The sequence below is a fragment of the Streptomyces sp. MCA2 genome, assembly GCF_023544705.1.
Taxonomy (GTDB): domain Bacteria; phylum Actinomycetota; class Actinomycetes; order Streptomycetales; family Streptomycetaceae; genus Streptomyces; species Streptomyces decoyicus.
The window spans coordinates 13218-39348 of sequence record NZ_JAMJFM010000061.1 but is presented as its reverse complement, the minus strand read 5'-3'; the positions used below and the strand labels follow the sequence as shown (position 1 = coordinate 39348).

Here is a 26131-nt window from a genome sequence, read left to right as displayed (position 1 = left end):
AGTGCGCGTCAGACGGTGTTCACGACGTCAGGGCAACGGTTGACGCCCTGGCAGAAAGCGGTGATCGTACCGATCTTGCCCTTGTGTCCCGGCAGCTTGTAACGGCCGTCCTTGGTCTGCCAGTGCCACCAGGAAATCACCCTGATCTTGGCAACCGTGTGCCCGTTGTTGAGTACCACGGCACCGAACTCCTTACGGTAGCCCTTGCCGGCCTCGGGGTGCTCGTTGTATGCCGCCTTGACGACTTTCTCGTTGTGGATGTTGTGAGGGCCGGAGAAGTGATTCCAGCCGAGCTTGCTGTTTCCCCATCGAGTCGGGATCTCTCGCCCGTGGACGTCACGGCTGTTGAATTTGTTGGTGTGCCATGCGTGGGCCGTGACGGATTCCGACGTGGTCGCCGTCCGGCTCCGCAGTGGGCCGACCGCTGCTCCGATCGGCTTCGTCAGCGCCTTCGCCCCGTACAGGCGAGCGAACTCGGCGTTGGAGAGAACGACGGCTTTGGACGGCCCCTTCTCCGCTGTCGCCGCATGGGCGGAGAGAGGCATCAGAACTGTCGCGGCAAGAGCGATTCCTATCGTCTTACGAGCAAACGTCATGCAGTCCCCCTGGACGTTGTCGCGGCACTCTCAGTGGTCGATGGAACAAGCGGAGGAGTGCCAGGTCCACCGTTCCGTGGAGCCATTGGAACATCAAAGGGCACGCACCTTTCAACCCCAATTCGTGGGCGTGTCACGGTGGTTGGGAGGCCAATGAAACCGAAGGGGCTGCATGAATGCAGATGTGCGGTCATCGCTGCCTGATGCCGGTACGGCCCATTGGGCAGGATGCGCTCTTTATGGCGGGAATGTGCGCACCGCATCGTGCCCCCGACGCCACCGCCTCGCCGTCCCTCGCCTCTCATCAACCAGCCATGGGGAGATGGCCAGTCAGCGGCGGGCCGCCGAAAAAGCAAAGCGAAGCACGGTGCCGGCGGTCGTATTCCACGACCGCCGGCACCGTGCGGTGTCCTGCTGCGTCTTGCTCTGCCTTGCTGTGCCGTGCTGTGCGCGCCAGGGCGCCGGACGCCCCCGCCTCAGCCCAGCTTGCTCACATCGCGCACCGCGCCCTTGTCCGCGCTGGTCGCCATGGCTGCGTACGCGCGCAGGGCCTGCGAGACCTTGCGCTCGCGGTTCTTGGGGGCGTAGACGCCTTCCAGGGCCAGCCTGCGGGACTCCAGCTCCACGTCGCCGACGAGGAGTTCGATCGTGCGGTTCGGGATGTCGATGCGGATGCGGTCGCCGTCCTCGACGAGGGCGATGGTGCCGCCGGCCGCCGCCTCCGGCGAGGCGTGGCCGATGGACAGGCCGGACGTGCCGCCGGAGAAGCGGCCGTCGGTGACCAGGGCGCAGGCCTTGCCCAGACCGCGGCCCTTGAGGAAGGACGTCGGGTAGAGCATCTCCTGCATGCCGGGGCCGCCCTTGGGGCCCTCGTAGCGGATGACGACGACGTCGCCTTCCTTGATCTGCTTCTTGAGGATCTTGTCGACGGCCTCTTCCTGCGATTCGCAGACCACGGCCGGGCCCTCGAAGGTCCAGATGGACTCGTCGACGCCGGCGGTCTTCACGACGCAGCCGTCCTCGGCGAGGTTGCCCTTGAGGACCGCCAGGCCGCCGTCGACGGAGTAGGCGTGCGCCAGGTCGCGGATGCAGCCGCCCTCGGCGTCCACATCGAGGCTGTCCCAGCGCTCGGACTGGGAGAAGGCGGTCGCCGAACGCTTGCAGCCGGGGGCCGCGTGCCACAGTTCGACGGCCACGTCGGACGGTGAACCGCCGCGCACGTCCCAGGTCTTGAGCCACTCCTCGATCGAGGCGCTGTGCACCGTGTGCACGTCCTCGTTGAGCAGGCCGGCGCGGTAGAGCTCGCCGAGGATGGCGGGGATGCCGCCGGCCCGGTGCACGTCCTCCATGTAGTACGTGCCGCCCGGCGCGACGTTCGGCGCGACCTTGGCCAGGCACGGCACCCGGCGCGATACCGCGTTGATGTCGTCCAGGTCGAAGCTGAGGCCGGCCTCCTGGGCGGCGGCCAGCAGATGCAGGATCGTGTTCGTCGAGCCGCCCATGGCGATGTCCAGGGCCATGGCGTTCTCGAAGGAGGCACGGGTGCCGATGTTGCGCGGCAGGACCGTGTGGTCGTCCTCGTCGTAGTGCCGCTTGGTGATCTCGACGACCGTGCGGCCGGCGTTCTCGTACAGCGCCTTGCGGGCGGTGTGGGTGGCCAGCGTCGAGCCGTTGCCGGGCAGCGAGAGGCCGAGCGCCTCGGTCAGGCAGTTCATGGAGTTGGCGGTGAACATGCCGGAACAGGATCCGCAGGTCGGACAGGCGTTCTCCTCGATGCGGAGGATGTCCTCGTCGGAGATCTTGTCGTTGACGGCGTCCGAGATCGCGTCGACCAGGTCGAGGGTGCGGACCGTGCCGTCGACGAGGGTCGTCTTGCCGGACTCCATCGGGCCGCCGGAGACGAAGACCGTCGGGATGTTGAGCCGCATCGCGGCCATCAGCATGCCCGGGGTGATCTTGTCGCAGTTGGAGATGCAGATCAGCGCGTCGGCGCAGTGCGCCTCGACCATGTACTCGACGGAGTCGGCGATCAGGTCGCGGGAGGGCAGGCTGTAGAGCATGCCGCCGTGGCCCATGGCGATCCCGTCGTCGACCGCGATGGTGTTGAACTCGCGGGCGATGCCGCCGGCCTCATGGATCGCCTCGGAGACGATCCGGCCGACCGGCTGGAGGTGGGTATGGCCGGGCACGAACTCGGTGAAGCTGTTGGCGACGGCGATGATCGGCTTGCCGAAGTCCTCCCGCGCTACGCCGGAGGCCTGCATAAGGGCTCGGGCGCCGGCCATGTTGCGGCCATGGGTAACGGTGCGGGACCTCAGCTCGGGCACGATGGTCACTCCCTCGGGATGTTCGTCCGTATGACCGCCGGCGCCGGTTGCCTGGCCCTGCCACGCACCGGGCGGCGTCATATATCAGCTCCCGTCGAGATTACGCCTCTGATCCAAGATCTGGACAGCCTCTCCGGCATGTGAGACGGCTGCCCGGACTGCGGACACCGGGGAGGGCGTCGTTCGTGCAGGTCGGGGCGGTGATCAGGCTCCTGGGGCGCCGTGGAAGCCGGTTGTCAGGGCTGTGTCAGATACCGCTGGAGAGTCGGCGCGACCATCGCGATGATCTCCTCCGGGTCCGCCGAGGCGACCGGGTCCATTTTGATCACGTAGCGCAGCATGGCGATCCCGATGAGGTGCCCGGCGGCCAGCTGCACCCGGAACTCCGGGTCGGGGACGTGCAGTTCGCCCGCCACCCGTTGCAGCATGCGGCGCTCGATGAGGCCGCGCAGCACCGCCGCAGCGGTGTCGTTGGTCAGCGCCGAGCGCATGATCGCCAGCAGCGGCTGCCGGGTGACCGGGTTCTCCCAGACGCCGAACATGAAGCGGGCCATCCGCTCGCCCACCCCTTCACCGCCGCCCGCGATCGCCTCCGGCATGGTCAGCGCGGGCGCGAAGGTCAGCTCGATGGCGGCCTCGAAGACCTGCTCCTTGGTGCCGAAGTAGTGATGCACCAGCGCCGCGTCCACCCCGGCCGCCTTGGCGATACCCCGGACCGAGGTCTTGTCGTAGCCGCGCGCGGCGAACTCCGTACGGGCCGCGGCGAGGATCCGCTCACGGGCGCCGGGGCCGGCCTCGGCGGCGGCGCGGGCCGGGCGGCCCCGGCGGCGGGCCGGTGGTGCGGGCGGCGTACCGGGCCCCGGGGACGCGTCCTCGGGCCCGTCCCCGCGACCGCTCACGAACCCGGGACCCAGGTCGGCGAGGCGAGATGCAGCCGGGTGAAGGCCAGCGCCTCGGCCAGGTCGGCCTCGCGTTCGGCGGCGGACATCGCCCGGCGGGTATTGACCTCGACGACCACATGGCCCTCAAAACCGGTGGCCGCCAGCTGCTCCAGCATCTGCGCGCAGGGCTGGCTGCCGCGCCCCGGGACCAGGTGCTCGTCCTTGGCGGAGCCGTTGCCGTCGGCGAGATGGACATGCGCGAGGCGGTCGCCCATCCGCCCCACCATCTCCAGGGCGTCATTGCGGGCGGTGGCGGTGTGCGACAGATCGACCGTGAAGTGCCGGTAGTCGTCGTTGGTGGGGTCCCAGTCCGGGGCGTACGCGAGCATCTCGCGGTCCCGGTAACGCCACGGGTACATGTTCTCGACGGCGAACTTCACGTCCGTCTCGTGCTCCATCCGCCACACCCCGCGGACGAACTCCCGGGCGTAGCTGCGCTGCCAGCGGAACGGCGGGTGCACGACCACCGTCGAGGCGCCCAGCTTCTCCGCGGCGGTGCGGGCGCGCTGGAGCTTGACCCAGGGGTCGGTGGACCAGACCCGCTGGGTGATCAGCAGACACGGGGCGTGGATGGCCAGCACCGGCACACCGTGGTGGTCCGAGAGCCGGCGCAGCGCCTCGATGTCCTGGCTGACCGGGTCGGTCCACACCATGACCTCGACGCCGTCGTAGCCGAGGCGCGCGGCGATCTCGAAGGCCGTCGCCGTCGACTCCGGATACACCGAGGCCGTGGACAGCGCGACCTTCGCATCCGGGATGCGCACCACTGGCTCTGTCACGAAGGACAGCGTACGGGCCAGGACCGGGCGCAGGGCAGGAGGTCCGGCGGCCGCGGCCCCCTGTCGGCGGCGAGCGGGGGAGGTCGGACAGGGGGCAAGGGGTGTGGCGGGGCCGGCCGGGGCGTGACGAGTCTCACGTGCACCGGGGCTTTGCGGGCACCCCCTAGGGCAGATGGTCCAGCCGTCGCAGAATGACGCCCTCGCGCAGCGCCCACGGGCAGATCTCCAGCGTCTCGACCCCGAACAGATCCATCGCCGCCTCGGCGACCAGCGCCCCGGCGAGCAGCTGCCGCGAACGCCCCTCGGACACACCGGGCAGCCTGCTCCGCTCGTCCGCGGGCATCCCGGCCAGCCGCGGAACCCACTCCTCCAGCTTCTTGCGGGTCAGCTCCCGCTGGACGTAGAGCCCCTCCCCCGAGCGCGCGGCGCCCGCGATCCGGGCCAGCTGCCGGAAGGTCTTGGACGTGCCGACGACCCGGTCGGGAGTGCCGTAGCGGCTGAATTCGCTCACCACCTTGGCGATCTCGGCGCGCACCCGGCGGCGCAGCCTCCGGACGTCATCGGCCTCCGGCGGGTCACCGGGCAGATCGCCCGCGGTCAGCCGCCCGGCGCCCAGCGGCAGCGACACCGCCACGTCCGGGTCCTCGTCCAGGCCGTAGGCGATCTCCAGCGAACCGCCGCCGATGTCGAGCACCAGCAGCCGGCCGGCCGACCAGCCCAGCCACCGGCGGGCGGCGAGAAAGGTGAGCCGCGCCTCGTCCTCACCGGAGAGCACCCGCAGCTCGACGCCGGTCTCCACGCCGACCCGGCGCAGCACGTCCTCGCCGTTGGTGGCCTCGCGGATCGCCGAGGTCGCGAACGGCAGCACGCTCTCGACGCCCTTGTCCTCCGCCACCTGGAGCGCCTCGTGGACGGTCGCCACCAGGCGCTCCACGCCCGGATCGCTTATCGCCCCGGCCTCGTCGAGGAGTTCGGCAAGGCGCAGCTCCGCCTTGTGCGAATAGGCGGGCAGCGGGCGCGCGCCCGGGTGTGCGTCCACCACCAGGAGATGGACCGTATTCGAACCCACATCGAGGACACCGAGTCTCATACGGGGAAACCTACTGCGACCGCCACGCACTCCTGTCGTCGCGGTGCCCCCCGCGACGCGCCTTAGGCTGGAGGCGTGGCAAAGACGAAAAAGGCGAAGCACGAAAAAGCGCTCATGAAGGAAGAAAAGCGGCGCTCTCAGGCGACTGAGGGGGCGCGGTCCCCGAAGAAGGCCCCGGCCGACGAGGTCGGCCTCGACTTCGCCCGCGCCTGGGTCACCTTCCCCGACCCGGCCGACGACGAACAAATCTTCCGCTGCGACCTGACCTGGCTGACCTCCCGCTGGACCTGCATCTTCGGCAGCGGCTGCCAGGGCATCCAGGCCGGCCGGGCGGACGACGGCTGCTGCACGCTCGGCGCGCACTTCTCGGACGACGACGACGAGAAGCGGGTCGCCGAACACGTGGCACGGCTCACGCCCGACGTGTGGCAGCACCACGACGTCGGCACCGAGTCGGGCTGGGTCCAGGAGGACGAGGACGGCGAGCGGCAGACCCGGCGCTGGGAGGGCTCCTGCATCTTCCAGAACCGCCCCGGCTTCCCGGCCGGCGCGGGCTGCTCCCTGCACCTCCTCGCGCTCCGCGAGGGCCGCGAGCCCCTGGAGACCAAGCCGGACGTCTGCTGGCAGCTGCCGGTCCGGCGCACCTACGACTGGATCGACCGGCCGGACGACACCCAGATCCTTCAGGTGACGATCGCCGAGTACGACCGGCGCGGCTGGGGCCCCGGCGGCCACGACCTGCACTGGTGGTGCACCTCGGCGACCTCGGCGCACGGTGCGGGCGACCCGGTCTACGTCTCCTACAAGCCGGAGCTGACCGAGCTGATGGGCAAGAAGGGCTACGCCAAGCTCGCCGAGCTGTGCGAGGAGCGGCTGGCGGCGACACTGCCGATGGCCCCGCACCCGGCGGACCCGGCGCCCCCGAAGAAGCCCGAGAAGCCCGGGAAGCAGAAGTAGCGGACGTAGTAGCAGTAGCGGAAGCAGCGAAGGCGGAAGCAGGGGGCACGTCCGGGGCGGCGTGACTCCGGTGCGCCGCGTGACGTGCCCCCGGTGCGCTCAGCGGGCGGGATGCGTCGTGTTCGACGGTGTCGAGGACGGGCCGGGGCCGGTCGGCTTCGGGCTCGGCGTCGGAGACGTGGGGGTGGGCGTCGGGGTCGTCGGGGTCGGGGTGGGTGTCGGCGCCGGGTGCGAGGGGCGCGGTGTCGGCTTCGGCTTGGGGGGCGGCGTCGGGCGCTGCGGGCCCGGGGCGGGGCCGGTCGTGCCGTGGCCCTTCAACGTGACGGCGGTGCCGCCGGGCTCGATGGCGATCCTGGCCCGCCAGTGGCCCGCGGGCTCCCGGTCATGGTCGATATAGACCGTGATCGTGGTGGATTCGCCCGGCCGCAGCGTCCCCGCCGTATGACTCATCTGAAGCCAGGCCGCGCCCGCCGACGCGCGCCAGCGCACCGGAGCGCCGCCCGAGGCGCTGAGCGTGAGGACCGTGGTCCGGCCCCTGGGCTGCGCGGCGACCGTCAGCAGACCGGGGCCCGACGCCTTGCGGCTGTCCGGCCCGCCCGGCCGCTGCGGGGTGCCGTCCGCGCTGATCACCTCGACGGACACATCGGGCGTCCCGTCGCCGGTCCGGATACCGGGCTCGGGCGACGTCCTGGCGTTGCCCGCGTTCTCGTACGGGCGGCCGCCCAGCCGCTCCCCGGCCTCCGTGTCGCTGGCCGTCACCGAGGGCGTGCCGTCCGCCGCCTCGTCCGTGGCGGGGCCGCCCTGGTACGCCGCCCACAGGGCCAGCACCGGCGCCGCGATCACCGTGGCGACCACGGTGGTGGTCAGCGCCCGGCCGCGCCGCCTGCGCCGGCGGGCCACCCGGTCCGTAGGGGGGCCGACGGGAAATCCATTGCGGTCATAGCGAGGAGAACCGTTTGCCCCACCCGTCCGGCCGCCGCCTCCCGCACCGGCCACGCCTTCCGCACGGCCCGACTTGGTGCGCCGGGCCGCCGCCAGCGCACCCGACACGGCCTCGCGCGGCGCGGCGACCAGCGGCAGCGTGCCCCGGACCACCGGCGCCGTACCCGGCCAGGTCCCCGGGGCGGTGGCCCGCTCGGCGGTCCGCCGGCACTCGGCACAGTCGTCGACATGGCGCACCAGCTCCCGGCTCAGCGCCGCGCCCAGCAGCATCTGGGTGTCCCCCGCCAGCTGCGCGACCTCGCGGCAGCGGCCGGACTCGACGACGGCCAGCGCCGCCCGGGTCCGCTCCACCTCGCAGGACGCGGTGGCCAGCAGCGCACGGGTGGCGATCGGGTCGGCGCCGAGCACCGCGGCGACCTCGTCGGCCGAGAGGTGGTGGCGCACCGAGAGCTCCAGCGCCTCGCGCTGCTGGGGGGTGGTGCCGGCGGCCTCCGGCCAGGCCAGCGCGGCGAGTTCACGCTGCCGGCGCTCGGCGTCGGCGGTGGCTGTGGCAGCGGCCGCGGCGGTGGCTGCGGCGTCCGGGCTCTTGGCGTCCGGGCCCTTGGCGGGCGGGCCGGTGCGCTCGGCGAGCCGGCGCAGACAGGCCCAGCGGGCCAGGGCGTAGAGCCACGAGCGGTAGCGCGCCCGGTCGGCGGGGCGCCGGCCGTGGTGCCGCTCGGCGAGCGCGAGCATCTCACCGAGCACCGCGGTCGCCGCGTCGTGTTCGCACAGCACCGACAGGCAGTAGGTGAACAGCCCGTCCAGGTAAGGCTCGTAGCCGTCGGGGCGCTTCTCCGGGGGGCGCGTGGCATCCGGGCCGGGCCGCTCGGAGGGCTGCGGCCGGCTCCGGCGCCGGCCGTTGCCGCGCGACCGGTGTGCGCCGGTGGAGTGCGTGGGGTGCTCGGGCCTGCTGCTCATCACCCCGGCGACGGTAGGCGGATGATGCAGCCGGTCTTGCTCGCGTTGGACACTTTTAACCCTTACGGGTGACCATCTCCCTCAAAAGAGGACACGAATGGCCCTTTACACCGCGGGTGCGCTCCGTGTGCGCCACTCGGTCGGTGCAACCGCCGGCGAGCACGGCCCGCCCCCGCCCCGAGAAGTCCGGACGGGGCCCTGCTCCTGACGAGCCTGCGGGAGCGATGTCAGACCCCACCGCTACGGTGACCCCATGGCAACGCGTAAATCCTCGGGCAAGGAGCGCCCCTCCTACCGCTGTACGGAATGCGGCTGGACCACCGCAAAGTGGCTCGGGCGCTGCCCCGAGTGCCAGGCGTGGGGCACGGTCGAGGAGTTCGGCGGCGCCCCCGCGGTGCGCACGACCGCGCCCGGCCGGGTCACCACCGCGGCCCTGCCCATCGGCGAGGTCGACGGCAAGCAGGCCACCGCCCGCTCGACGGGCGTGCCCGAACTGGACCGCGTCCTGGGCGGCGGGCTGGTCCCCGGCGCGGTCGCGCTGCTGGCCGGCGAGCCCGGCGTCGGCAAGTCCACCCTGCTGCTGGACGTCGCCGCCAAGGCCGCCTCCGACGCCCACCGCACCCTGTATGTGACCGGCGAGGAGTCCGCCAGCCAGGTACGGCTGCGCGCCGACCGCATCGGCGCCCTCGACGACCATCTGTATCTGGCCGCCGAAACCGACCTCTCCGCCGTCCTCGGCCACCTGGACACGGTCAAGCCCTCCCTCCTGATCCTGGACTCGGTGCAGACCGTCGCCTCCCCCGAGATCGAGGGCGCCCCCGGCGGCATGGCCCAGGTCCGCGAGGTGGCCGGCGCACTGATCCGGGCCTCCAAGGACCGCGGCATGTCCACCCTCCTGGTCGGCCATGTCACCAAGGACGGCGCCATCGCCGGACCGCGCCTCCTGGAGCATCTCGTCGATGTCGTCCTGCACTTCGAAGGCGACCGGCACGCCCGGCTCCGCCTCGTCCGCGGCGTCAAGAACCGCTACGGCACCACCGACGAGGTCGGCTGCTTCGAGCTGCACGACGAAGGCATCACCGGCCTCACCGACCCCTCGGGCCTGTTCCTGACCCGCCGCGCCGAGCCCGTGCCCGGTACGTGCCTGACGGTGACCCTGGAGGGCCGCCGCCCCCTGGTCGCCGAGGTCCAGGCGCTGACCGTCGACTCCCAGATCCCCTCCCCCCGGCGCACGACCTCCGGCCTGGAGACCTCCCGGGTCTCGATGATGCTCGCCGTCCTGGAACAGCGCGGCCGGATCAGCGCCCTGGGCAAACGCGACATCTACAGCGCGACGGTCGGCGGAGTGAAGCTCACCGAACCCGCCGCCGACCTCGCGGTGGCGCTCGCCCTCGCCAGCGCCGCCAGCGACACCCCCCTCCCCAAAAACCTGGTCGCCATCGGCGAAGTGGGCCTCGCCGGCGAGGTCAGACGGGTCACCGGCGTCCAGCGCCGGCTGTCCGAAGCGGCCCGCCTCGGCTTCACCCACGCCCTGGTCCCGTCCGACCCCGGAAAGATCCCCGACGGGATGCGGGTGCTGGAGGTCGCCGACATCGGACAGGCCCTGAGCGTCCTGCCCAAGCGGGTACGCCGGGAGGCCCCACAGGAAGAGGGCGCACGCCGGTAGACTTTGCCCTGGTCTCGCCCGTCACCGCAGAATTGCCTGTCGGCCACGTACGCTCCGCTGTACGTCAACACGGCATGGGCCGGGCGGCCTGCGGACCGACAGACCTTCCGACGGAGGAGTGCAGTGGCAGCCAACGACCGGGCATCGACTCCCGGCAGGTCCGGCGGCAGTTCCGGCACCGAGAGCCTGATGCGCGCCACGCTGAGCGCCGTCGCGCCCGGTACGGCCCTGCGCGACGGCCTGGAGCGCATCCTCCGCGGCAATACGGGCGGGCTGATCGTGCTGGGCTTCGACAAGACCGTCGAATCCATGTGTACCGGCGGTTTTGTCCTCGACGTCGAGTTCACCGCGACCCGGCTGCGCGAACTGTGCAAGCTCGACGGTGCGCTGGTCCTCGACAAGGACATCACCAAAATCATGCGGGCCGGCGTCCAGCTGGTCCCGGACGCCTCCATCCCCACGGAGGAGACCGGCACCCGCCACCGCACCGCCCAGCGCGTCTCGATCCAGGCCGGCTTCCCGGTCGTCTCCGTCAGCCAGTCGATGCGTCTGATCGCCCTCTATGTGGACGGCGAGCGCCGCGTCCTGGAGGAGTCGGCCGCGATCCTCTCCCGCGCCAACCAGGCGCTGGCGACCCTGGAGCGCTACAAGCTCCGCCTGGACGAGGTCGCCGGCACCCTCTCCGCCCTGGAGATCGAGGACTTGGTGACGGTCCGCGATGTCACCGCGGTCGCCCAGCGCCTGGAGATGGTCCGCCGGATCGCCACGGAAATCGCCGAGTACGTCGTCGAGCTCGGCACGGACGGCCGGCTGCTCACCCTCCAGCTGGAGGAACTGATCGCCGGCGTCGAGCCGGAACGCGAACTGGTCGTCCGCGACTACGTCCCCGAGCCGACCGCCAAGCGCTCCCGCACAGTCGTCGAGGCGCTCGCCGAACTCGACGCGCTCAGCCACACCGAACTCCTCGAACTCCCCATCGTGGCCCGCGCGTTGGGCTACACCGGCGCCCCCGAGACGCTGGACTCCGCGGTCTCCCCGCGCGGCTTCCGCCTGCTGGCGAAGGTCCCCCGGCTGCCCGGCACGGTCATCGACCGCCTCGTCGACCACTTCGGCGGCCTCCAGAAGCTGCTCGCCGCCAGCGTCGACGACCTCCAGACGGTCGACGGCGTCGGCGAGGCCCGCGCCCGCTCGGTCCGCGAGGGCCTGTCCCGCCTCGCGGAGTCGTCGATCCTGGAGCGGTACGTGTAGGTGGGACGGGGGGTGTGCGTGCCGGGGGCCGGGGCGGAGGTATGTGCGCTGGGGCCGGGCCGGGAGGTACGTGCGCTGGCGCCGGGCCGGGGGTGCGTGCGGCGTCCTGGGCCCAGGAGGGTGCGTGCGGCGTCCTGGCCGGAGGGCGTGTGCCGGGCTCCGGGGTCGGAGTGCTTGCGGCGGGCTTGGGCCGGAAGGTGCGTAGGCCGGCCGGGCCGGGCCCAGAAGGTACGTACGTACGCACGACGGCGCGCGGAGAGTGCGTGCGCCTGACGGTGCCTGGCGGGTGGGTGCGTCTGATGGTGCCTGGCGGGTGGGTGCGTCTGATGGTGCCTGATGGTGCGCGGGAGGTAGGTGCACCCCGGCTGGTTTCCCCCAGCTGACTTCCCCCGGCCGTTGCGCCCGCCCCCGGCCTCAGCCCTTGGCGAGGACGAACGACGTATCGGCCGCTTCCAGCCCCGGCACCTTCGCCTCGATCAGATACTTGCCGGCCGGCACCGTGGCCGAGCTCGGAGTGGCGCACTGCGGGCCGCTGGCCCGGCGGTCCCACACGATGGTGCGCTTCACGGAACTCTCGGCCGGCACCTTCAGCAGCGCTGGCGCGGTGCCCGACGGGCAGTCGTTCGAGGCCCACACCCGGTCGTCGCCCGCGGTGTCGGTGATGGTGAGCACCGTGGCCTTCTGCCCGAGGTCCACCTTGCAGGCGGCACCGGCCGCATTCTTGATCGTCAGCTCGAACTTCGGCTTGGCGTCCGGCTCATAGGAATCCTTGACGCTGCGCAGCACCAACTCCGCCTTACCGGATACGCAGTTGGGGAGCGAGGATGCGGCATGGACGGCATTCTTGCCCGAGCCCTGGCCGATCGGCCCACCGGGAACGGAACCCGAACTGCCCGAGCCACCACCGGAACCGTCACTGTCGCCGCCCGCGGCACCCGAGCCGCCACCGGAACCCGCCCCGGAGTCCGAGCCCCCGCCGCCCGACTCATCGCGCCCGCCCGGCTTCTGGTCGTTCACCGGACCACTGGCGGAGGGCCCCGGCGTGATGGACGTCGCGGGCCCGTCACCCTGCGACCCCTTGTCCTCGTCGCCGCTCTTTCCGCCGCTGGCGCCCAAGTTGAGGGCCCACACCACCAGAAGGGCGAGCAGCACGACGATGGCCAGCGCAACGGCCCTCCGCCGCCAGTAGATGGAGGAGGGAAGCGGCCCGATCGGATTGCGCAGTGATCCCACGCGGAAACTCTACGAGAGATCGGCACCAGCACCGGCCAGTACCCGCCGCATCCGGCTGCAACTTTTCCCATGATCGGCCCGGCAACGGCTCCCCAGCCGCGTTTCCGGCCCTAACGGGCCTGATACCCCCTTACGTCACCTTCTGCTCCACTCCGGCCTCACTTTCACCAGATACACCACACTTGGCGCCCAACAAAGCGAAGAAGAAGCGCGAGCCCCTACGGGACGCTCCACCCTCACAGAACCCGACACTCACGCCTCACAACACCGGCCCCACGACGCCAGGCACCCACCTCACGGACCCCGCCACCCCCACCTCACGACCTCAGCCACCCCGGCCCGACGGCCCCACGGGCTCACAGCCTCACGAGCTCGACCACTCTTCCTTGTGGCCGAAGCCCTGCCCGTTGTCGATCAGCCGCAGCCAGTCGGGGCGCAGCTCCCACAGCTCGGTCCGCTCCAGGGCGGCGCGCAGCCGGTCGCTCGCCGCCACGAAGGGGAAGCGCTCCAGATAGATCCGCCAGCCGGCCGCCCGCTCGGCACCGGCCAGGACGCGGCAGCGGCCCCGGCCCTGAAGCCCGGTCAGGGCGCTCCACTCCTGACCATCCCGCTGCGCCGTGAACGCGACCCGTGCGCCGGGCTCCGCGAGGGCCCGGCCGTGCCGCGTCGTGGTCGCCGTGACGAAGTACAGCGCGGGCCCATCGCCCGCCGCCTCGCCGCCCACCGCGCCCGCCGTGCCCGCCGTGCCCGCCGATTCAGTCATGTAAGTCGCGCCGGCCACGACACTCGCGTCGGTCGCGTACAGCACCGCGCACGCCTGCGGCCCGTCCTCGTCTGCGTACGCCAGCGTCATCGTCGTATGGGCGGCCAGCGCCCCCCGGATCGCCTCCGGGCAGGGCGCACCGTCCGGCCCCGGCCCGCCGTCCAGCCCCGCCGCACCACCCGGCCCCGCCGCGCCGCCGTCCGTACCCTCCGCACCGTTCATCTCCGCCATGCCCGCATCCTCGCTTGCGGCGCCTCCATTATTCCAGCAACGATTACGGAGAGTAATCAGTTCCCGCCGGATCGTGTCGGAGTGCCCGGCCGCCGCTTGCCGCTTGCCGCTTGCCGCTTGCTCAGGGTTGCCGCCCGGCCGCCGCGCGCCGCTTGTCCCGGGTTGCCGCCCGGCCGCCGCGTACCGCTCGTCCGAAGCCGGCACCCGGCCGCCGCGTACCGCCGGTAGCCGCCAACCGTGCGCAACCGGCCGTCCTGCGTGCGGGTGGGCGCGCGGCGGGGCGGGCCCAGTACGTTTCCTGGGCGACCTTGGACGTGCCAGGATCGGCAGTGCCATGACTTCGACGCCTGTCACCACCACTGCCACGACCGCCGCCGCCGAGACCGCTTCTGCCGCCGACGCGGCCGCGGGAGCCGCCGACGGGACCGCGCTGCACCGCCCGGTCACCGACTGGTTCGACGAGCACGCCCGCGATCTGCCCTGGCGCCGCCCCGAGGCGGGCGCCTGGGGTGTGATGGTGAGCGAGTTCATGTTGCAGCAGACCCCGGTCAGCAGAGTGCTGCCGGTCTACGAGCAGTGGCTGGCCCGCTGGCCGCGCCCCGCCGACCTGGCCGCCGAGGCGCCGGGCGAGGCGGTACGGGCCTGGGGCCGGCTCGGCTATCCGCGCCGCGCCCTGCGGCTGCATGCCGCCGCCTCCGCCATACAGGAGCGGCACGGCGGCGACGTACCGCGCGAGCACGGCCAGTTGCTGGCGCTGCCCGGCGTCGGCGAGTACACCGCCGCCGCGGTCGCGTCCTTCGCGTACGGGCAGCGGCACGCGGTGCTGGACACCAATGTGCGCCGGGTGTTCGCCCGCGCGGTGGCCGGCCGTCAGTTCCCGCCGAACGCCACCACCGCGGCGGAGCGCAAACTCGCCCGCCAGTTGCTGCCCGAGGACGAGGAGCTGGCGGCGCGCTGGGCGGCGGCCACGATGGAGCTGGGTGCGCTGCTGTGCACGGCGCGTGCACCGGAGTGCGGGCGCTGCCCGATCGCCGCGCAGTGCGCCTGGCGGCAGGCCGGGTCGCCGGCGCACGACGGTCCGCCGCGCCGTACCCAGACGTATGCCGGTACCGACCGGCAGGTGCGCGGCAAGCTGCTCGCCGTTCTGCGTGAGGCGGTGTCGCCGGTGCCGCAGCAGGCGCTGGACGCGGTGTGGGACGAGCCGGTGCAGCGGGCCCGGGCGCTGGACGGGCTGGTCTCGGACGGTTTGGTGGAGCCGCTGGGCGGTGGCCGCTATCGGTTGCCGCTCACGTAGTGCGGCCGTCAGCCGCAGGGAATTACCTGTAGGCCTGTAGGAGCGGAAGAGGGCGCGGTCACTTCGGCGGCCGCGCCCTTCGGCGTCCTCCGCCGTTGCCTGACTCCGTGTCACCTTTCGCGTCACTTGACCGGAAAGTGCACCGGATACGACCGGAAGAAGACCTTCCGCCTGTGCGATGGCCGCCGCGTCACAGCCGATAGGCCTTCCGGCGGGGGTGCTTCTCCCCCCGGAGGATGACCCGAACGGGGCCGCCGTCCGTCCGAGGTATGACCCCTGGCGGGCTGTTACACAACCGAGGGTTTTCCGTGCACTCGCTGTGGGGCCGACGCACATTACGCCGCAACACCCCCTCCGTAGCGTCTTCCTCGTGCTGGAGATGACCGCCAGCACGGTCAACGTGGGGAAACGTAAGCGGATCGGAGGCGTCGGAATGGCGACCAGCGGCGGCAAGGTACTGGACTTCGAAGAGTACGTTCGTACGCGGCAGGAGGCCCTGCTGCGGAGCGCCCGGCGCCTGGTGCCCGATCCGGTCGACGCGCAGGATCTGCTCCAGACGGCGCTGGTGCGCACCTACGGGCGCTGGGACGGCATCGCGGACAAGTCGCTGGCCGACGCCTACCTCCGCCGCGTCATGATCAACACGCGGACGGAGTGGTGGCGGGCGCGCAAGCTCGAAGAGGTGCCCACCGAGCAGCTCCCGGACGCGAGCGTGGACGACGGCACCGAGCAGCGTGCCGACCGCGCCCTGCTGATGGACATCCTCGGGGTGCTGGCTCCCAAGCAGCGCAGCGTCGTGGTGCTGCGACACTGGGAGCAGATGAGCACGGAGGAGACCGCGGCGGCGCTGGGCATGTCCACGGGAACGGTCAAGAGCACGCTGCACCGTGCGCTGGCCCGGCTGCGGCAGGAGCTTCAGATGCGGGACATCGATGCGCGGATGCTGGAGCGTGGCGAGCAGGGCCGGGAGCGGTGCGCGGCCTGACCCGCGGCGCACGGCGCGCGGCAGCACGCCAGGCAGCACCACAACCGACACCCCACCACGCATCACACGAAACGCGTCTTTGCCGATGAAAACGGACACAACGCCAGGCGCCTTACGGCTCACAGCTCGACGCGCGACAATCACCTCAGGAACAGCAGCGGGTTCGGCGGCTGTGCGAGCAGCACGGTGAGCAGGAGCGGATTGACCAGGAACAGGTTGACCAGGAGCGGGTTGACCAAAGGCGGCGCGGCCACGGCAGGTGTGGCCGCCGTCGGCCTTTTGCTGGCCGGGTGCAATCCGGGGGGCGAGGGCGTGCGCAGCGAGGGGACGGCCGGCACCACCCCCGCGCCCAAGGGCGCGGTGCACACCCCCAGCCCGGCCGCGACCGCCCGCTACAAGAAGGTCGATGCCGTCAAGCTGCTCAAGGACGCGCCGAAGGTCGGCCCGGATGTGAAGAGGTCGCTGGCCAAGCCGTGCGCCGCGGACGAGTACCCGGTCGAGGTGACGTATGCGTCGCTGACCGGCGCCAAGGCCCCCGATGTCATCGTGAACGTCATGACCTGCGCGGACTCCGTCGGCATCGGCGCGTATGTCTTCCGCAGGCACGAGGGCGCCCCGGACGGGTATGACACCGTGTACGTCAACGAACAGCCGTCGGTCTACGCCGGGGTCAACAAGGGTGACCTGGAGGTCTCCAAGCAGACCTATGCCACGGGCGACAAGGTGTGCTGCCCCTCCGGCGAGGACGTGATGAGCTACCGCTGGGCGGACGGCCGCTTCAAGGAGCACGGCCGCCCGTATCACACCGACTACAGCAAGACCACCGCCGACGGCAGCCCGCCGGACGACGGCACGGGAACGGAGGGTTGAGACAACCGCATGGCCGAGACCCATGTGCTCTTCGTCGAGGACGACGACGTCATCCGCGAGGCCACCCAGCTCGCCCTGGAACGTGACGGATTCACGGTCACCGCGATGCCCGACGGGCTCGCGGGCCTGGAGGCGTTCCGTGCCGACCGCCCCGACATCGCGCTGCTCGATGTGATGGTGCCGGGACTCGACGGTGTCAGCCTGTGCCGGCGGATCCGTGACGAGTCGACGGTTCCCGTGATCATGCTGTCGGCGCGTGCCGACTCGATCGATGTGGTGCTCGGCCTGGAGGCCGGCGCGGACGACTATGTCACCAAGCCGTTCGACGGCGCGGTGCTGGTCGCCCGGATCCGCGCCGTGCTGCGCCGCTTCGGCCACGCCAGTGGCCCGGACCGGGCCGGTGCCGCCGCGGCGGATCCGGCCGATGCCGCCGAGGCGGTGCTGCGCTTCGGCGATCTGGAGGTCGACACCGAGGGCATGGAGGTGCGCAAGGGCGGCGAGAACGTCGCGCTGACGCCTACCGAGATGCGGTTGCTGCTGGAGTTCTCCAACGCGCCGGGTACGGTCCTCTCGCGCGACCGGCTGCTGGAGCGGGTCTGGGACTACGGCTGGGGTGGTGACACCCGGGTGGTGGACGTCCATGTCCAGCGGTTGCGCGGCAAGATCGGCCAGGACCGGATCGAGACGGTCCGCGGCTTCGGATACAAGTTGAGAGGCTGACACCTCTGGTGGTCAGGCTGGCCCTGCGGACGGGGCTGAGATGGAAGCTCAGTGCCGCGATCGCACTCGTCGGAGCGCTGGTCGCGATCGCGCTGAGCCTTGTCGTGCACAACGCCGCCCGGCACTCCATGCTCGACAACAGCCGGGATGTGCAGATCGAGCGGCTCACCTTCACGCAGAAGATCTTCGTTTCCACCAACCGGCTCCAGTTCGGCGCGAAGATCGACGACCCGGCGCTGCCGGAGGCGCTGCGTGACGAGGTGGCCAAGAACAAGCGCGCCACCTACCTCCAGGACACCGGGCAGACCGCGCCCGACGTGTGGGCGGCCTCGCCGCTCAGCAACGGCCGGGTGCTGTCCGTCCACGACCGTTTCCCCGACCGCTTCGCCGTCCTCGACGATCTCGACCAGGCGCTGGTCATCGGCTCGACCGCGGTGGTGGTCGGCGGCTGCGCGCTGGGGGTGCTGGTCGGCGGGCGGCTGTCCAAGCGGCTGCGCAAGGCGGCCGCGGCCGCCGGCAAGCTGGCCGACGGCGACACCGCGGTGCGGATCCGCGACGAGGTCGGCAGCGGGCGGGTACGCGACGAGACCGACGATCTGGCCTTTGCCGTGGACGCCATGTCGGACGCCCTCCAGGAGCGCATCGAGGCGGAGCGGCGGGTCACCGCCGATATCGCCCACGAGCTGCGCACCCCGGTGACCGGTCTGCTGACCGCCGCCGAACTGCTGCCGCCCGGCCGCCCCTCGGAGCTCGTACGCGACCGTGCGCAGGCGCTGCGCACCCTCGTCGAGGACGTGTTGGAAGTGGCCCGGCTCGACGGCCATGCGGAGCGCGCCGAGCTTCAGGACGTCGCGCTCGGCGAGTTCGTCACCCGGCGGGTGCGCGCCCTCGACCCGGGCATCGCCATCGATGTCGTACGGGACGCCGAGGTCACCACGGACCCGCGCCGGCTGGAGCGGATCCTCGGCAATCTGATCGCCAACGCCGCCCGGCACGGCAAGCCGCCGATCGAGGTCACCGTCGAGGGGCGGGTCCTGCGGGTCCGCGACCACGGCACGGGTTTCCCCGAGGCGCTGCTGCGCGAGGGCCCCAGCCGCTTCCGTACGGGCAGCAGCGACCGGGCGGGCCGTGGCCACGGGCTGGGGCTGACCATCGCGGCGGGCCAGGCCCGCGTACTGGGTGCCCGCCTCACCTTCCGCAACGCGGATGAACTCACCGACGGCTCGACCGGGGCCGTCTCGGTCCTCTGGCTGCCGGAGAACGCGCCGACCAATACGGGCAGCTTCCCGGTTCTCCATCTTCCGGACCGCTGAGCCGGTGGCCCGGGTGGCCGGCCCGGGTGACCGGGCGGGTAGCCGGGTGACCGGGTCGCCCCGTACACAGCAGTCCTCCCGTACACAGCAGTCCCCCGTACACGGCGAGCGGCCCCCGGCGGGAAGCCGGGGGCCGCTACGGGACCGATAGCTGAGGGCCGGTCAGACGGCCGGTCGGAGGGCCGGTCAGACGGCCTCCGGCACCGCCACCCGGTCCGCCGGGGCGTCTCCGGCCTCCGGGCTCTCGGCGGGCTTGGCCGGGCCGCCGCGCAGCGGCACCTCCTTGAGGAACCAGGCCGCGGCGAAGCCGACGATGCTGATCGCGGCGCCCCACAGGAAGACGTGGTGGGTGCCGGTGGCGACCGCGTGCGCGTAGGCATCCTTGATCATCGGCGGGAGCTTGGCCAGGCCCTTCGGGTCCATCTGGGCCCCGCCGCTGGTCATCTTCTCGCCGGCCTTGCCGATCCGCTCGGCCATCGTGGACTGCACCTGGTGGGTGAAGATCGCACCGAAGATCGCGACGCCGAAGGAGCCGCCGATCGTACGGAAGAGGGTGGCCGAGGACGAGCCGACGCCCATGTCCTTCATCTCGACGCTGTTCTGCGCGATCAGCATCGTGGTCTGCATCAGGAAGCCCATACCGGCGCCGAGCACCGCCATGTAGACGCCCGAGGTGAAGCGTGTGGTGTCGGTGTCCATCAGGGACAGCAGCGCCAGGCCCGCGGTGATCAGCCCGCCGCCGACCACGACGAAGATCTTGTACTTGCCGGACTGGGTGGTGACCCGGCCGGCGAACAGCGACACGGCCATCATCGCGAGCAGCATCGGCAGGAGCAGCAGGCCGGAGTTGGTGGCCGAGGCGCCCTGCACGGTCTGCTGGAACAGCGGCAGGAACGTCATCGACCCGAACATCACGAAGCCGACCAGGAAGCCGATGAGCGTGACCAGCGAGAAGTTGCCGTTGCGGAAGATGTGCAGCGGCAGCACCGGCTCGCTGACCTTGCGCTCCACGAGCACGAAGAGGACGAGCGCGACCACGCCGAGTATTCCGAGGCCGATGATCTGGCCGGACAGCCAGTCGTACTCGGTGCCGCCCCAGGTGGTGATCAGTACCAGCGAGGTGATGCCGAGGGTGAGCAGCGCGGCGCCGACGTAGTCGATCCGGGTCTGCGACCGCTTCTTCGGCAGGTGGAGCACTGCGGTCACCATGACCAGCGCGATCGCGCCGAGCGGCAGGTTGATGTAGAAGCTCCAGCGCCAGCCGAGGTGGTCGGTGATGCTGCCGCCGACCAGCGGTCCGCCGATCATGGCGACGGCCATGACACCGGCCATCATGCCCTGATACTTGCCGCGCTCCCGCGGCGGAATCAGATCGCCGATGATCGCCATGACGCCGACCATCAGACCGCCCGCGCCGAGGCCCTGTACGGCGCGGAAGCCGATCAGCTGTCCCATGTCCTGTGCCATGCCGGACAGCGCGGAGCCGATCAGGAAGAGCACGATGGACGACAGGAAGACGCCCTTGCGTCCGTACATGTCGCCGAGCTTGCCCCAGATCGGCGTCGAGGCTGCGGTGGCGAGGGTGTAGGCCGTGACGACCCAGGACAGATGGTCCATCCCGCCCAGTTCACCGACGATCGTCGGCATCGCGGTACCGACGATCATGTTGTCCAGCATCGCGAGGAGCATCGCGATCATCAGCGCGAAGAGCACCACCCGTACACCGGGCGGCTGCTTGGCCGAGCCCGGGTCCTGTGCCGCGCCCGGTTTCCCCTTCGTCGCCGGTATCCGTCCGTCCCCCGTCGGGGTCGCGTGTTGCGACTTCCCCATTGCTCACTCCCACTTACTTGCCGCCCGGCTAGTTCAGTACAGTGATGAAGGTAGGCGCCAACTAGCCGGGCGTCAAGTAAGTTTCTCTGGTGCCCGGCTGGGCAGCTCTCTGACCAGTACCGACAACGCAGGAGAACGCCATGAGCGCACAGGCGCGCAGGGGAAACACCCGGCAGCGCATCCAGGACGTAGCGCTGGAGCTGTTCTCCGAGCAGGGCTATGACAAGACCTCGCTGCGCGAGATCGCCGAGCAGCTCGAGGTCACCAAGGCGGCCCTCTACTACCACTTCAAGACCAAGGAAGACATCGTCATCAGCCTGTTCCAGGACCTGGCCAGGCCCATCGACGAGCTGATCGCCTGGGCCGAGGAGCAGCCGCGCACCCTGGAGACCAAGCAGGAGCTGATCCGCCGCTACAGCGAGTCGCTGCGCTCGGCCGAGCCCCTCTTCCGCTTCATGCAGGAGAACCAGGCGGCGGTGCGCGATCTGAGCATCGGCGAGACCTTCAAGTCACGCATGCTGACGCTCTTCGGCCTGCTCAAGGAGCCCGAATCGGAGCTGACGGATCAGGTGCGCTGCATCACGGCGCTGTTCTCCATGCATGCGGGCATGTTCGCGATGCAGAACGTGGAGGGCGACCCCGAGGAGAAGCGCAAGGCCATCCTCGAGGTCGCCACGGAACTGGTCACGGCGGCAAACCCGCCGCACCGCCGGCCAGCCCGGCCGGACTCAGCTCAGACGGCGTCGCCGTGAGCCCGCAGGAATCCGGTCGGCTCGATGCCCGACCCGTAGTTGGGGCCGGTGCGGACCTCGAAGTGCAGGTGGGGACCGGAGGAGTTGCCGGTGCTGCCGGACAGGCCGATCTGCTGGTCGGTGCCGACCTGCTGGCCGACCTGGACCTGGATCGATGACAGGTGCGCGTACTGGGTGTACACGCCGGGGGCGTGCTTGATCACGATGGCGTTGCCGTAGGCCGGGCCGTCGCCGCCACCGTTGGGGCCGGCCTTGACGACGGTGCCGGAGTGCGCGGCCTTGACGTGGGTGCCGCTGGGCACGACGAAGTCCTGGCCACTGTGGCTGTGCGACCACATGTTGCCGGCCAGACCGAAGGTCGAGCCCAGGGTGTACTTGTCGACCGGCGTCACCCAGGCGTTGGCCTTCTTGGCCGCGTCCTTCTTGGCCTTGGCCGCGGCGGCCTTGGCGTCGGCGACGGACTTGGCCTGTGCGTCGGCCTGCGCGGTGACGGTCGAACCGACACCCGAGGTGAGGTTCGGCAGACCACCGTCGGCGGCGGTGGCGACACCGGCGCCGAGCGCGGCGGTAACGCCGACACCGGCGGCCACTATGGCGACGCGATTGCGCAGAGCGGTCTTCTTCGAATTGCGGAGAGCGGCGAACTTCGACATGCGGGTTTCCTCCAGAGCTTTGATTGGTTTTCCCGGCTGCGGTCCGGGATTGCCATTCCTTGGTAACCCGCATTCGCCGCCCCGCCAAGGCGCCTTTCTACTAACCCGGCCCGTACGTGGAGCCGAGTGAACTGGGCCCTTGCGCCCTCTCCGGAGACTTGCGCGAAACCCCCAAATCCGGACATCTAGAACACCTGGCGGATCCGCCACGCACCCCTTGAACAGGCGCTTTCTTCAGATGTCGCTTGGGAGCCCGATCCCCCCGAACCTCCGCCCCCCGAGCCCCCCGCCCTCACCCCCGAAATCCCGGGCGACCCCGCAGCCCACTACCCCTAAATTCTTTAGTAGGCCCCAAATCGGCTGTGCGCCATGTCACCGATAAACAAGATCCAATCCCTTTCGGCGGCCATTCGGACGCCCGATTCGGGGCCCAGAAGTGCTGTGACGGGGGTTACTCGGGTATTTGTGACCCGGGTTACCCGGCCTTTGTGACGCCGGTAACCCGTCCTTTGTGACCCCGGTAACTCAGGGCCGCCAAATGTCCGTATTCGCCGGGAATGGGGGGGTCGATATCCGTGGCCTGGACCACACCCTCCCCGCGCCGTCCACCCTCCGCGTGAACCTGGCCGATCCCCGCCCGGCGCCCGCGCGGCCGCCCTAGCCTGGCCGGACGACAGCACCGGCCACGGGGGAGGGCGGACCGCACCATGGACCCGTCAGCAGTGGGTGTCCGGCTCGCCTCCGGCGTGGTCGCACCGCTGGTCAGGAAGCTCTTCGTCAAGGAGGGGCCGGGCGCCGGCCTGGTAGCGGCGCCGGTACGGCTATCCGGCCTGGTCACCTTCAAGGGCGAGAAGCGGACCCTCTCCGACAAGGACCTGCACAAGCTCGCGACGGAGCTGGTGGACCGGGCCGTACGGGCCTGCGGCCCCGGCGAGCGCCCGCTCCCCGCGGACGAGGAGCCGGCCGTGGCCGACGCCCTGGGCGCCACACTGCGGGGTCTCGGCGAGCTCGACATGGACGACGTCCAGGCCGTCCACCTGGGCGCCGCCGCCCTCGCCGCCCGTCTGCAAGCGGCCCGCCCACCCGCCACCCGCGGCCTCTCCCGGGACGCCGAGCTGCTGCACGACGCCCTGCTCGGCACCGCCTGCCTGCACATCGTCCACTTCTTCACCCGGCGCTCGGCCTTCGTGGCCCGCACCCTCGTCCAGCAGAGCCGCACCCTGGACAGCCTCATCGGCGTCATCGACGCCTTCATCGAGCGGCATCCGTCCCCACGGGCCGCCGACGCCGCCTTCGAGCGCAGCTACCTCGCCTACCTCGCCCGCAAGCACGGCCGGCTGACCATCTACGGCATCGACCTCGCCCACTCCCCGGACCGGTGGCCGCTGGATGCGGCCTATATGAGCCTGGAGGCGACGGCCCCGGCCGGCTGTGAGCTGCCCGGCATCAGCCCCTTCACCGCGGAGGGCGCCCCCCGGTCCGAACCGCCCACCCCCGCTCCCGTCCCCGCCGACCAGGCCCTGGCCGGCCGCGACCGGGTGCTGCTGCGCGGTGTCGCCGGCTCCGGCAAGAGCACCCTCGTCCAGTGGCTCGCCGTCTCCTGCACCAAGGCCCCCGGAGAGACGGCCCTGACCCACCTCTACGGCCGGATCCCCTTCGTCCTCCCGCTGCGCACCCTCACCCGGGACGGCGCCCCGCTGCCCACCCCCGACCGCTTCCTCGCGGCCGTCGGCTGCCCCGTATCCGGCGCGCAGCCCGGCGGCTGGGCCGACCGCGTACTGGCATCCGGACGGGCGCTCCTCCTGGTCGACGGCCTGGACGAGATCCCCGAGCGCGAGCGCGAGCTCACCCGCCGCTGGCTGCGCGATCTGATCGACGCCTTCCCGGACAACCTGTGGATGGTGACCTCCCGCCCCTCCGCCGTACGTGACGACTGGCTCGCCGCCGACGGCTTCGGCGAGCTGACGCTCTCCGCCATGAGCCGCACCGAGGTCGCCGCGTTCATCGGCCGCTGGCACGGCGCCGCCCGCTGCGACGCCGAGGACCCCGGCAGGCTCGACGCCTACGAGCAGTCCCTGCTGGCCGCCGTACACACCAAACAGGACCTCGCCCGGCTCGCCACCAACCCCCTCATGTGCGGCCTGATCTGCGCACTGCACCGGGACCGCCGCGGCTATCTGCCCACCGGCCGCAAGGAGCTCTACGACGCCGCCCTGGGCATGCTGCTCTCCCGCCGCGACCGCGAACGCGACATGGCAGCCCCCACGGGCATCGAGCTGAGCGACGAGCCGCAGATCCAGCTCCTCCAGCGGCTCGCCTACTGGCTCATCCGCAACGGCCGTACGGAACTCGACCGCGAGCGGGCGGAGCGCATCCTCGGCGAGGCCCTGCCGTCCGTGCCCGCCGCCGCGGAACAAGGCACCGCGACGGCTGTTTTCCGCCATCTGCTGCTGCGCAGCGGGCTGCTCCGCGAACCGGCCCCCGGTTCGGTCGACTTCGTCCACCGGACGTTCCAGGACTACCTCGGCGCCAAGGCGGCCGTGGAGGACGGGGATTTCGGGCTGCTGGTGTCCCACGCGGAGGACTCCCAGTGGGAGGACGTGATCCGGATGGCGGTCGCACATGCGCGACCGCGCGAACGCGCGGAGATCTTACGGGGGCTGATCGCCCGCGGCGACGGCATCGAGGACCGCCGGGCCCGTTTGCGCGTCCACCTGCTGGCCATGGCGTGCCTGGAGCATGCGACGGAGCTCGATCCGCGGGTGCGGGACGAGGTGCATGAGCGTGCGGGGGCGATCCTGCCGCCGCGCACCCGCGAGGAGTCCAAGCTGCTCGCCGAGGTGGGCCCCTTCGTCCTGGAACTGCTGCCCGGCCCGGAGGGGCTGGAGGACGACGAGGCGCAGGAGGTGGTGGCGACGGCCGCGCTGATCGGGTCGGACGCGGCGCTGGAGGTGATGAAGCGCTTCCGGAGCCACACCTCGGTCGGCGCCAACTATCAACTCGCCTATAGCTGGCACTCTTTCGATACCGACCGCTACGCGCAGGAGGTCATCCGGCAACTCGACGCCGAGGTATCTGTCACCGTCAGCAGCGTCGCTGAGCTGAGTGCCCTGAAAGCCCTGGGCGGTCGGCCGCGCATCGAGGTACGCGGCCCTTTCACCGACCGTGAGCTTCTCGGCGGATTGCACACCCACCAGATCACACATCTCTCGCTCGCCGACAACACGGAGATCAGGTCTCTGGAGTTCCTCCGGGAATTCCCGGCGCTCGAGTCGCTCATTCTCCAGGGCTGCCCCTCGGCCGAGAGCCTCGCTCCACTGGAGGGCATGCCGATCCGCGCACTGATCCTCTCCGGGCCGGACGGCAGCGTCGTTCCCACACGCGGACTCGACAGCCTGTGTGACCTGCGTACCTTGGCAGTCCTCACCGGCCTCCCGTCCGACGGAATGGCGACCCTGCCGGCAGGAGCTCCGCTGAACAGCCTGACGCTCGGGCAGCCCGTCGGCTCCAGCTTCGCCCGGGTGGCATCCTGGCCCCACCTACGGCACATCCAATTGCACCGCATCACAGACGATTTCGCTGAGGACCAATGGCGTGCGCTCACCCGCCTCCCCGAGCTGAAGCACTTTGCCTTCGGGCTGTCGGAGGAACAGTCCGTCCTGCGGATTCCGCCCGGTCTTCAACTGCCCCAAGTGAAGACCCTCAGCATTCTCAACCCGGCGCGCCGCCCCGCATCGGACATGAGCCACCTGCTGGGAGCCGCGCTCCCAGCCTTCCCCGGTCTTCAGAAACTCCAGCTTTACGGCGTGCTCGACGCACCCATCGACCTCTCCCCCCTGGTAGCCCCACCGGCCCTCCAGGAGGTCTACCTCTCCTACCTCCGCCCTGAGCCCGCCCCCACCCTCCCTCCCCACACCAAGCTCACCATCTACCCCCGCCCCCGCACCTAAGCTGGCCACCAGAGAAGTCCTCAACCCCCTCAAC

The 26131-nt window shown here is 71.1% G+C and carries 20 protein-coding genes; 10 read left to right on the top strand and 10 right to left on the bottom strand.

The features are described 5' to 3' along the window. Positions 1-8: 8 nt before the first annotated feature. The 5 genes from M8I34_RS35130 to M8I34_RS35110 all read right to left on the bottom strand — a co-directional run bounded on the left by M8I34_RS35130 (position 9) and on the right by M8I34_RS35110 (position 5733). Complete coding sequence (locus M8I34_RS35130; protein WP_250056721.1) at positions 9-596, bottom strand: hypothetical protein; 588 nt, start codon at positions 594-596, stop codon at positions 9-11. 476 nt (positions 597-1072) lie between these two features. Further along, positions 1073-2923 (bottom strand): dihydroxy-acid dehydratase, encoded by a 1851-nt coding sequence (ilvD, locus tag M8I34_RS35125; RefSeq protein ID WP_250056719.1) that lies wholly within the window; start codon positions 2921-2923, stop codon positions 1073-1075. A 236-nt stretch (positions 2924-3159) separates the two neighbouring features. Beyond that, entirely contained in the window at positions 3160-3822 is a 663-nt protein-coding gene (locus tag M8I34_RS35120; RefSeq protein WP_250056717.1) for a TetR family transcriptional regulator, read from the bottom strand. After that, a complete protein-coding gene (locus M8I34_RS35115; protein ID WP_250056715.1) occupies positions 3819-4643 on the bottom strand; it encodes a sugar phosphate isomerase/epimerase in 825 nt (274 codons plus the stop codon). The genes M8I34_RS35120 and M8I34_RS35115 overlap by 4 nt, the downstream gene beginning before the upstream one ends. Before the next feature lie 163 nt (positions 4644-4806). Continuing rightward, the gene (locus M8I34_RS35110; RefSeq protein WP_250056713.1) at positions 4807-5733 is read right to left on the bottom strand and encodes a Ppx/GppA phosphatase family protein; all 927 of its coding nucleotides are present in this window, start codon (positions 5731-5733) and stop codon (positions 4807-4809) included. Positions 5734-5808: 75 nt separating this feature from the next. Here M8I34_RS35110 and M8I34_RS35105 point away from each other — a divergent pair, with 75 nt between their 5' ends. After that, positions 5809-6690: a hypothetical protein gene (locus tag M8I34_RS35105; protein ID WP_250056712.1), complete on the top strand. Its 882-nt coding sequence runs from the start codon at positions 5809-5811 to the stop codon at positions 6688-6690. A 99-nt stretch (positions 6691-6789) separates the two neighbouring features. On the opposite strand, the gene M8I34_RS35100 is transcribed toward M8I34_RS35105, so the two are convergent. Next, positions 6790-8589 (bottom strand): sigma-70 family RNA polymerase sigma factor, encoded by a 1800-nt coding sequence (locus M8I34_RS35100; protein ID WP_250056711.1) that lies wholly within the window; start codon positions 8587-8589, stop codon positions 6790-6792. A 253-nt stretch (positions 8590-8842) separates the two neighbouring features. On the opposite strand from M8I34_RS35100, the gene radA reads away from it, so the two are divergent. Together radA and disA are read left to right on the top strand one after the other, a co-directional pair. Further along, a complete protein-coding gene (gene radA / locus M8I34_RS35095) occupies positions 8843-10255 on the top strand; it encodes a DNA repair protein RadA (protein WP_030992462.1) in 1413 nt (470 codons plus the stop codon). Positions 10256-10378: 123 nt separating this feature from the next. Continuing rightward, positions 10379-11503, top strand: coding sequence for a DNA integrity scanning diadenylate cyclase DisA (gene disA / locus M8I34_RS35090; RefSeq protein ID WP_053210307.1), 1125 nt, complete (start codon positions 10379-10381; stop codon positions 11501-11503). A 414-nt stretch (positions 11504-11917) separates the two neighbouring features. Here disA and M8I34_RS35085 read toward each other — a convergent pair whose 3' ends face one another. Both M8I34_RS35085 and M8I34_RS35080 read right to left on the bottom strand, forming a co-directional pair. Next, positions 11918-12736 (bottom strand): hypothetical protein, encoded by an 819-nt coding sequence (locus M8I34_RS35085; protein WP_250056710.1) that lies wholly within the window; start codon positions 12734-12736, stop codon positions 11918-11920. A gap of 364 nt (positions 12737-13100) precedes the next feature. Next, positions 13101-13730 carry a pyridoxamine 5'-phosphate oxidase gene (locus M8I34_RS35080; RefSeq protein ID WP_250056709.1) on the bottom strand — a complete coding sequence of 210 codons (630 nt, stop codon included), beginning with the start codon at positions 13728-13730 and terminating at the stop codon, positions 13101-13103. 334 nt (positions 13731-14064) lie between these two features. Between M8I34_RS35080 and M8I34_RS35075 the strand changes: the two genes are divergently transcribed. The 5 genes from M8I34_RS35075 to cseC all read left to right on the top strand — a co-directional run bounded on the left by M8I34_RS35075 (position 14065) and on the right by cseC (position 18912). After that, positions 14065-15024, top strand: coding sequence for an A/G-specific adenine glycosylase (locus M8I34_RS35075; RefSeq protein WP_250056708.1), 960 nt, complete (start codon positions 14065-14067; stop codon positions 15022-15024). Between the two features lie 379 nt (positions 15025-15403). Further along, the gene (locus tag M8I34_RS35070; RefSeq protein ID WP_078889799.1) at positions 15404-16009 is read left to right on the top strand and encodes a SigE family RNA polymerase sigma factor; all 606 of its coding nucleotides are present in this window, start codon (positions 15404-15406) and stop codon (positions 16007-16009) included. A gap of 231 nt (positions 16010-16240) precedes the next feature. Further along, positions 16241-16879, top strand: a complete 639-nt coding sequence (locus M8I34_RS35065) for a hypothetical protein (protein ID WP_250056707.1) — start codon at positions 16241-16243, stop codon at positions 16877-16879. A gap of 9 nt (positions 16880-16888) precedes the next feature. Then, positions 16889-17599 (top strand): two-component system response regulator CseB, encoded by a 711-nt coding sequence (gene cseB, locus M8I34_RS35060; protein WP_030992451.1) that lies wholly within the window; start codon positions 16889-16891, stop codon positions 17597-17599. Positions 17600-17607: 8 nt separating this feature from the next. Continuing rightward, positions 17608-18912, top strand: coding sequence for a two-component system sensor histidine kinase CseC (cseC, locus tag M8I34_RS35055; RefSeq protein WP_250056706.1), 1305 nt, complete (start codon positions 17608-17610; stop codon positions 18910-18912). A 186-nt stretch (positions 18913-19098) separates the two neighbouring features. Here the strand turns inward: cseC and M8I34_RS35050 are convergent, their stop codons facing one another. Continuing rightward, a complete protein-coding gene (locus M8I34_RS35050; protein ID WP_284051154.1) occupies positions 19099-20742 on the bottom strand; it encodes an MDR family MFS transporter in 1644 nt (547 codons plus the stop codon). A gap of 140 nt (positions 20743-20882) precedes the next feature. Between M8I34_RS35050 and M8I34_RS35045 the strand changes: the two genes are divergently transcribed. After that, positions 20883-21494: a TetR/AcrR family transcriptional regulator gene (locus M8I34_RS35045; RefSeq protein ID WP_250056705.1), complete on the top strand. Its 612-nt coding sequence runs from the start codon at positions 20883-20885 to the stop codon at positions 21492-21494. Here the strand turns inward: M8I34_RS35045 and M8I34_RS35040 are convergent. Then, on the bottom strand, positions 21476-22147 hold the full coding sequence (locus M8I34_RS35040) for a M23 family metallopeptidase (protein ID WP_250056703.1): 672 nt from the start codon (positions 22145-22147) through the stop codon (positions 21476-21478). The two genes, M8I34_RS35045 and M8I34_RS35040, sit on opposite strands and share 19 nt — an antisense overlap. A gap of 707 nt (positions 22148-22854) precedes the next feature. Between M8I34_RS35040 and M8I34_RS35035 the strand changes: the two genes are divergently transcribed. Next, a complete protein-coding gene (locus M8I34_RS35035) occupies positions 22855-26097 on the top strand; it encodes an NACHT domain-containing NTPase (protein WP_250056700.1) in 3243 nt (1080 codons plus the stop codon). Positions 26098-26131: the final 34 nt, after the last annotated feature.

Bases quoted from the DNA above. Each gene is read 5' to 3' on its own strand.
- M8I34_RS35130 (WP_250056721.1), bottom strand. From the start codon at position 596: ATGACGTTTGCTCGTAAGACGATAGGAATCGCTCTTGCCGCGACAGTT.
- M8I34_RS35110 (WP_250056713.1), bottom strand. From the start codon at position 5,733: ATGAGACTCGGTGTCCTCGATGTGGGTTCGAATACGGTCCATCTCCTG.
- M8I34_RS35100 (WP_250056711.1), bottom strand. From the start codon at position 8,589: ATGAGCAGCAGGCCCGAGCACCCCACGCACTCCACCGGCGCACACCGG.
- radA (WP_030992462.1), top strand. From the start codon at position 8,843: ATGGCAACGCGTAAATCCTCGGGCAAGGAGCGCCCCTCCTACCGCTGT.
- M8I34_RS35080 (WP_250056709.1), bottom strand. From the start codon at position 13,730: ATGGCGGAGATGAACGGTGCGGAGGGTACGGACGGCGGCGCGGCGGGG.
- M8I34_RS35075 (WP_250056708.1), top strand. From the start codon at position 14,065: ATGACTTCGACGCCTGTCACCACCACTGCCACGACCGCCGCCGCCGAG.
- M8I34_RS35070 (WP_078889799.1), top strand. From the start codon at position 15,404: ATGACCGCCAGCACGGTCAACGTGGGGAAACGTAAGCGGATCGGAGGC.
- cseB (WP_030992451.1), top strand. From the start codon at position 16,889: ATGGCCGAGACCCATGTGCTCTTCGTCGAGGACGACGACGTCATCCGC.
- M8I34_RS35050 (WP_284051154.1), bottom strand. From the start codon at position 20,742: ATGGGGAAGTCGCAACACGCGACCCCGACGGGGGACGGACGGATACCG.
- M8I34_RS35045 (WP_250056705.1), top strand. From the start codon at position 20,883: ATGAGCGCACAGGCGCGCAGGGGAAACACCCGGCAGCGCATCCAGGAC.
- M8I34_RS35040 (WP_250056703.1), bottom strand. From the start codon at position 22,147: ATGTCGAAGTTCGCCGCTCTCCGCAATTCGAAGAAGACCGCTCTGCGC.
- M8I34_RS35035 (WP_250056700.1), top strand. From the start codon at position 22,855: ATGGACCCGTCAGCAGTGGGTGTCCGGCTCGCCTCCGGCGTGGTCGCA.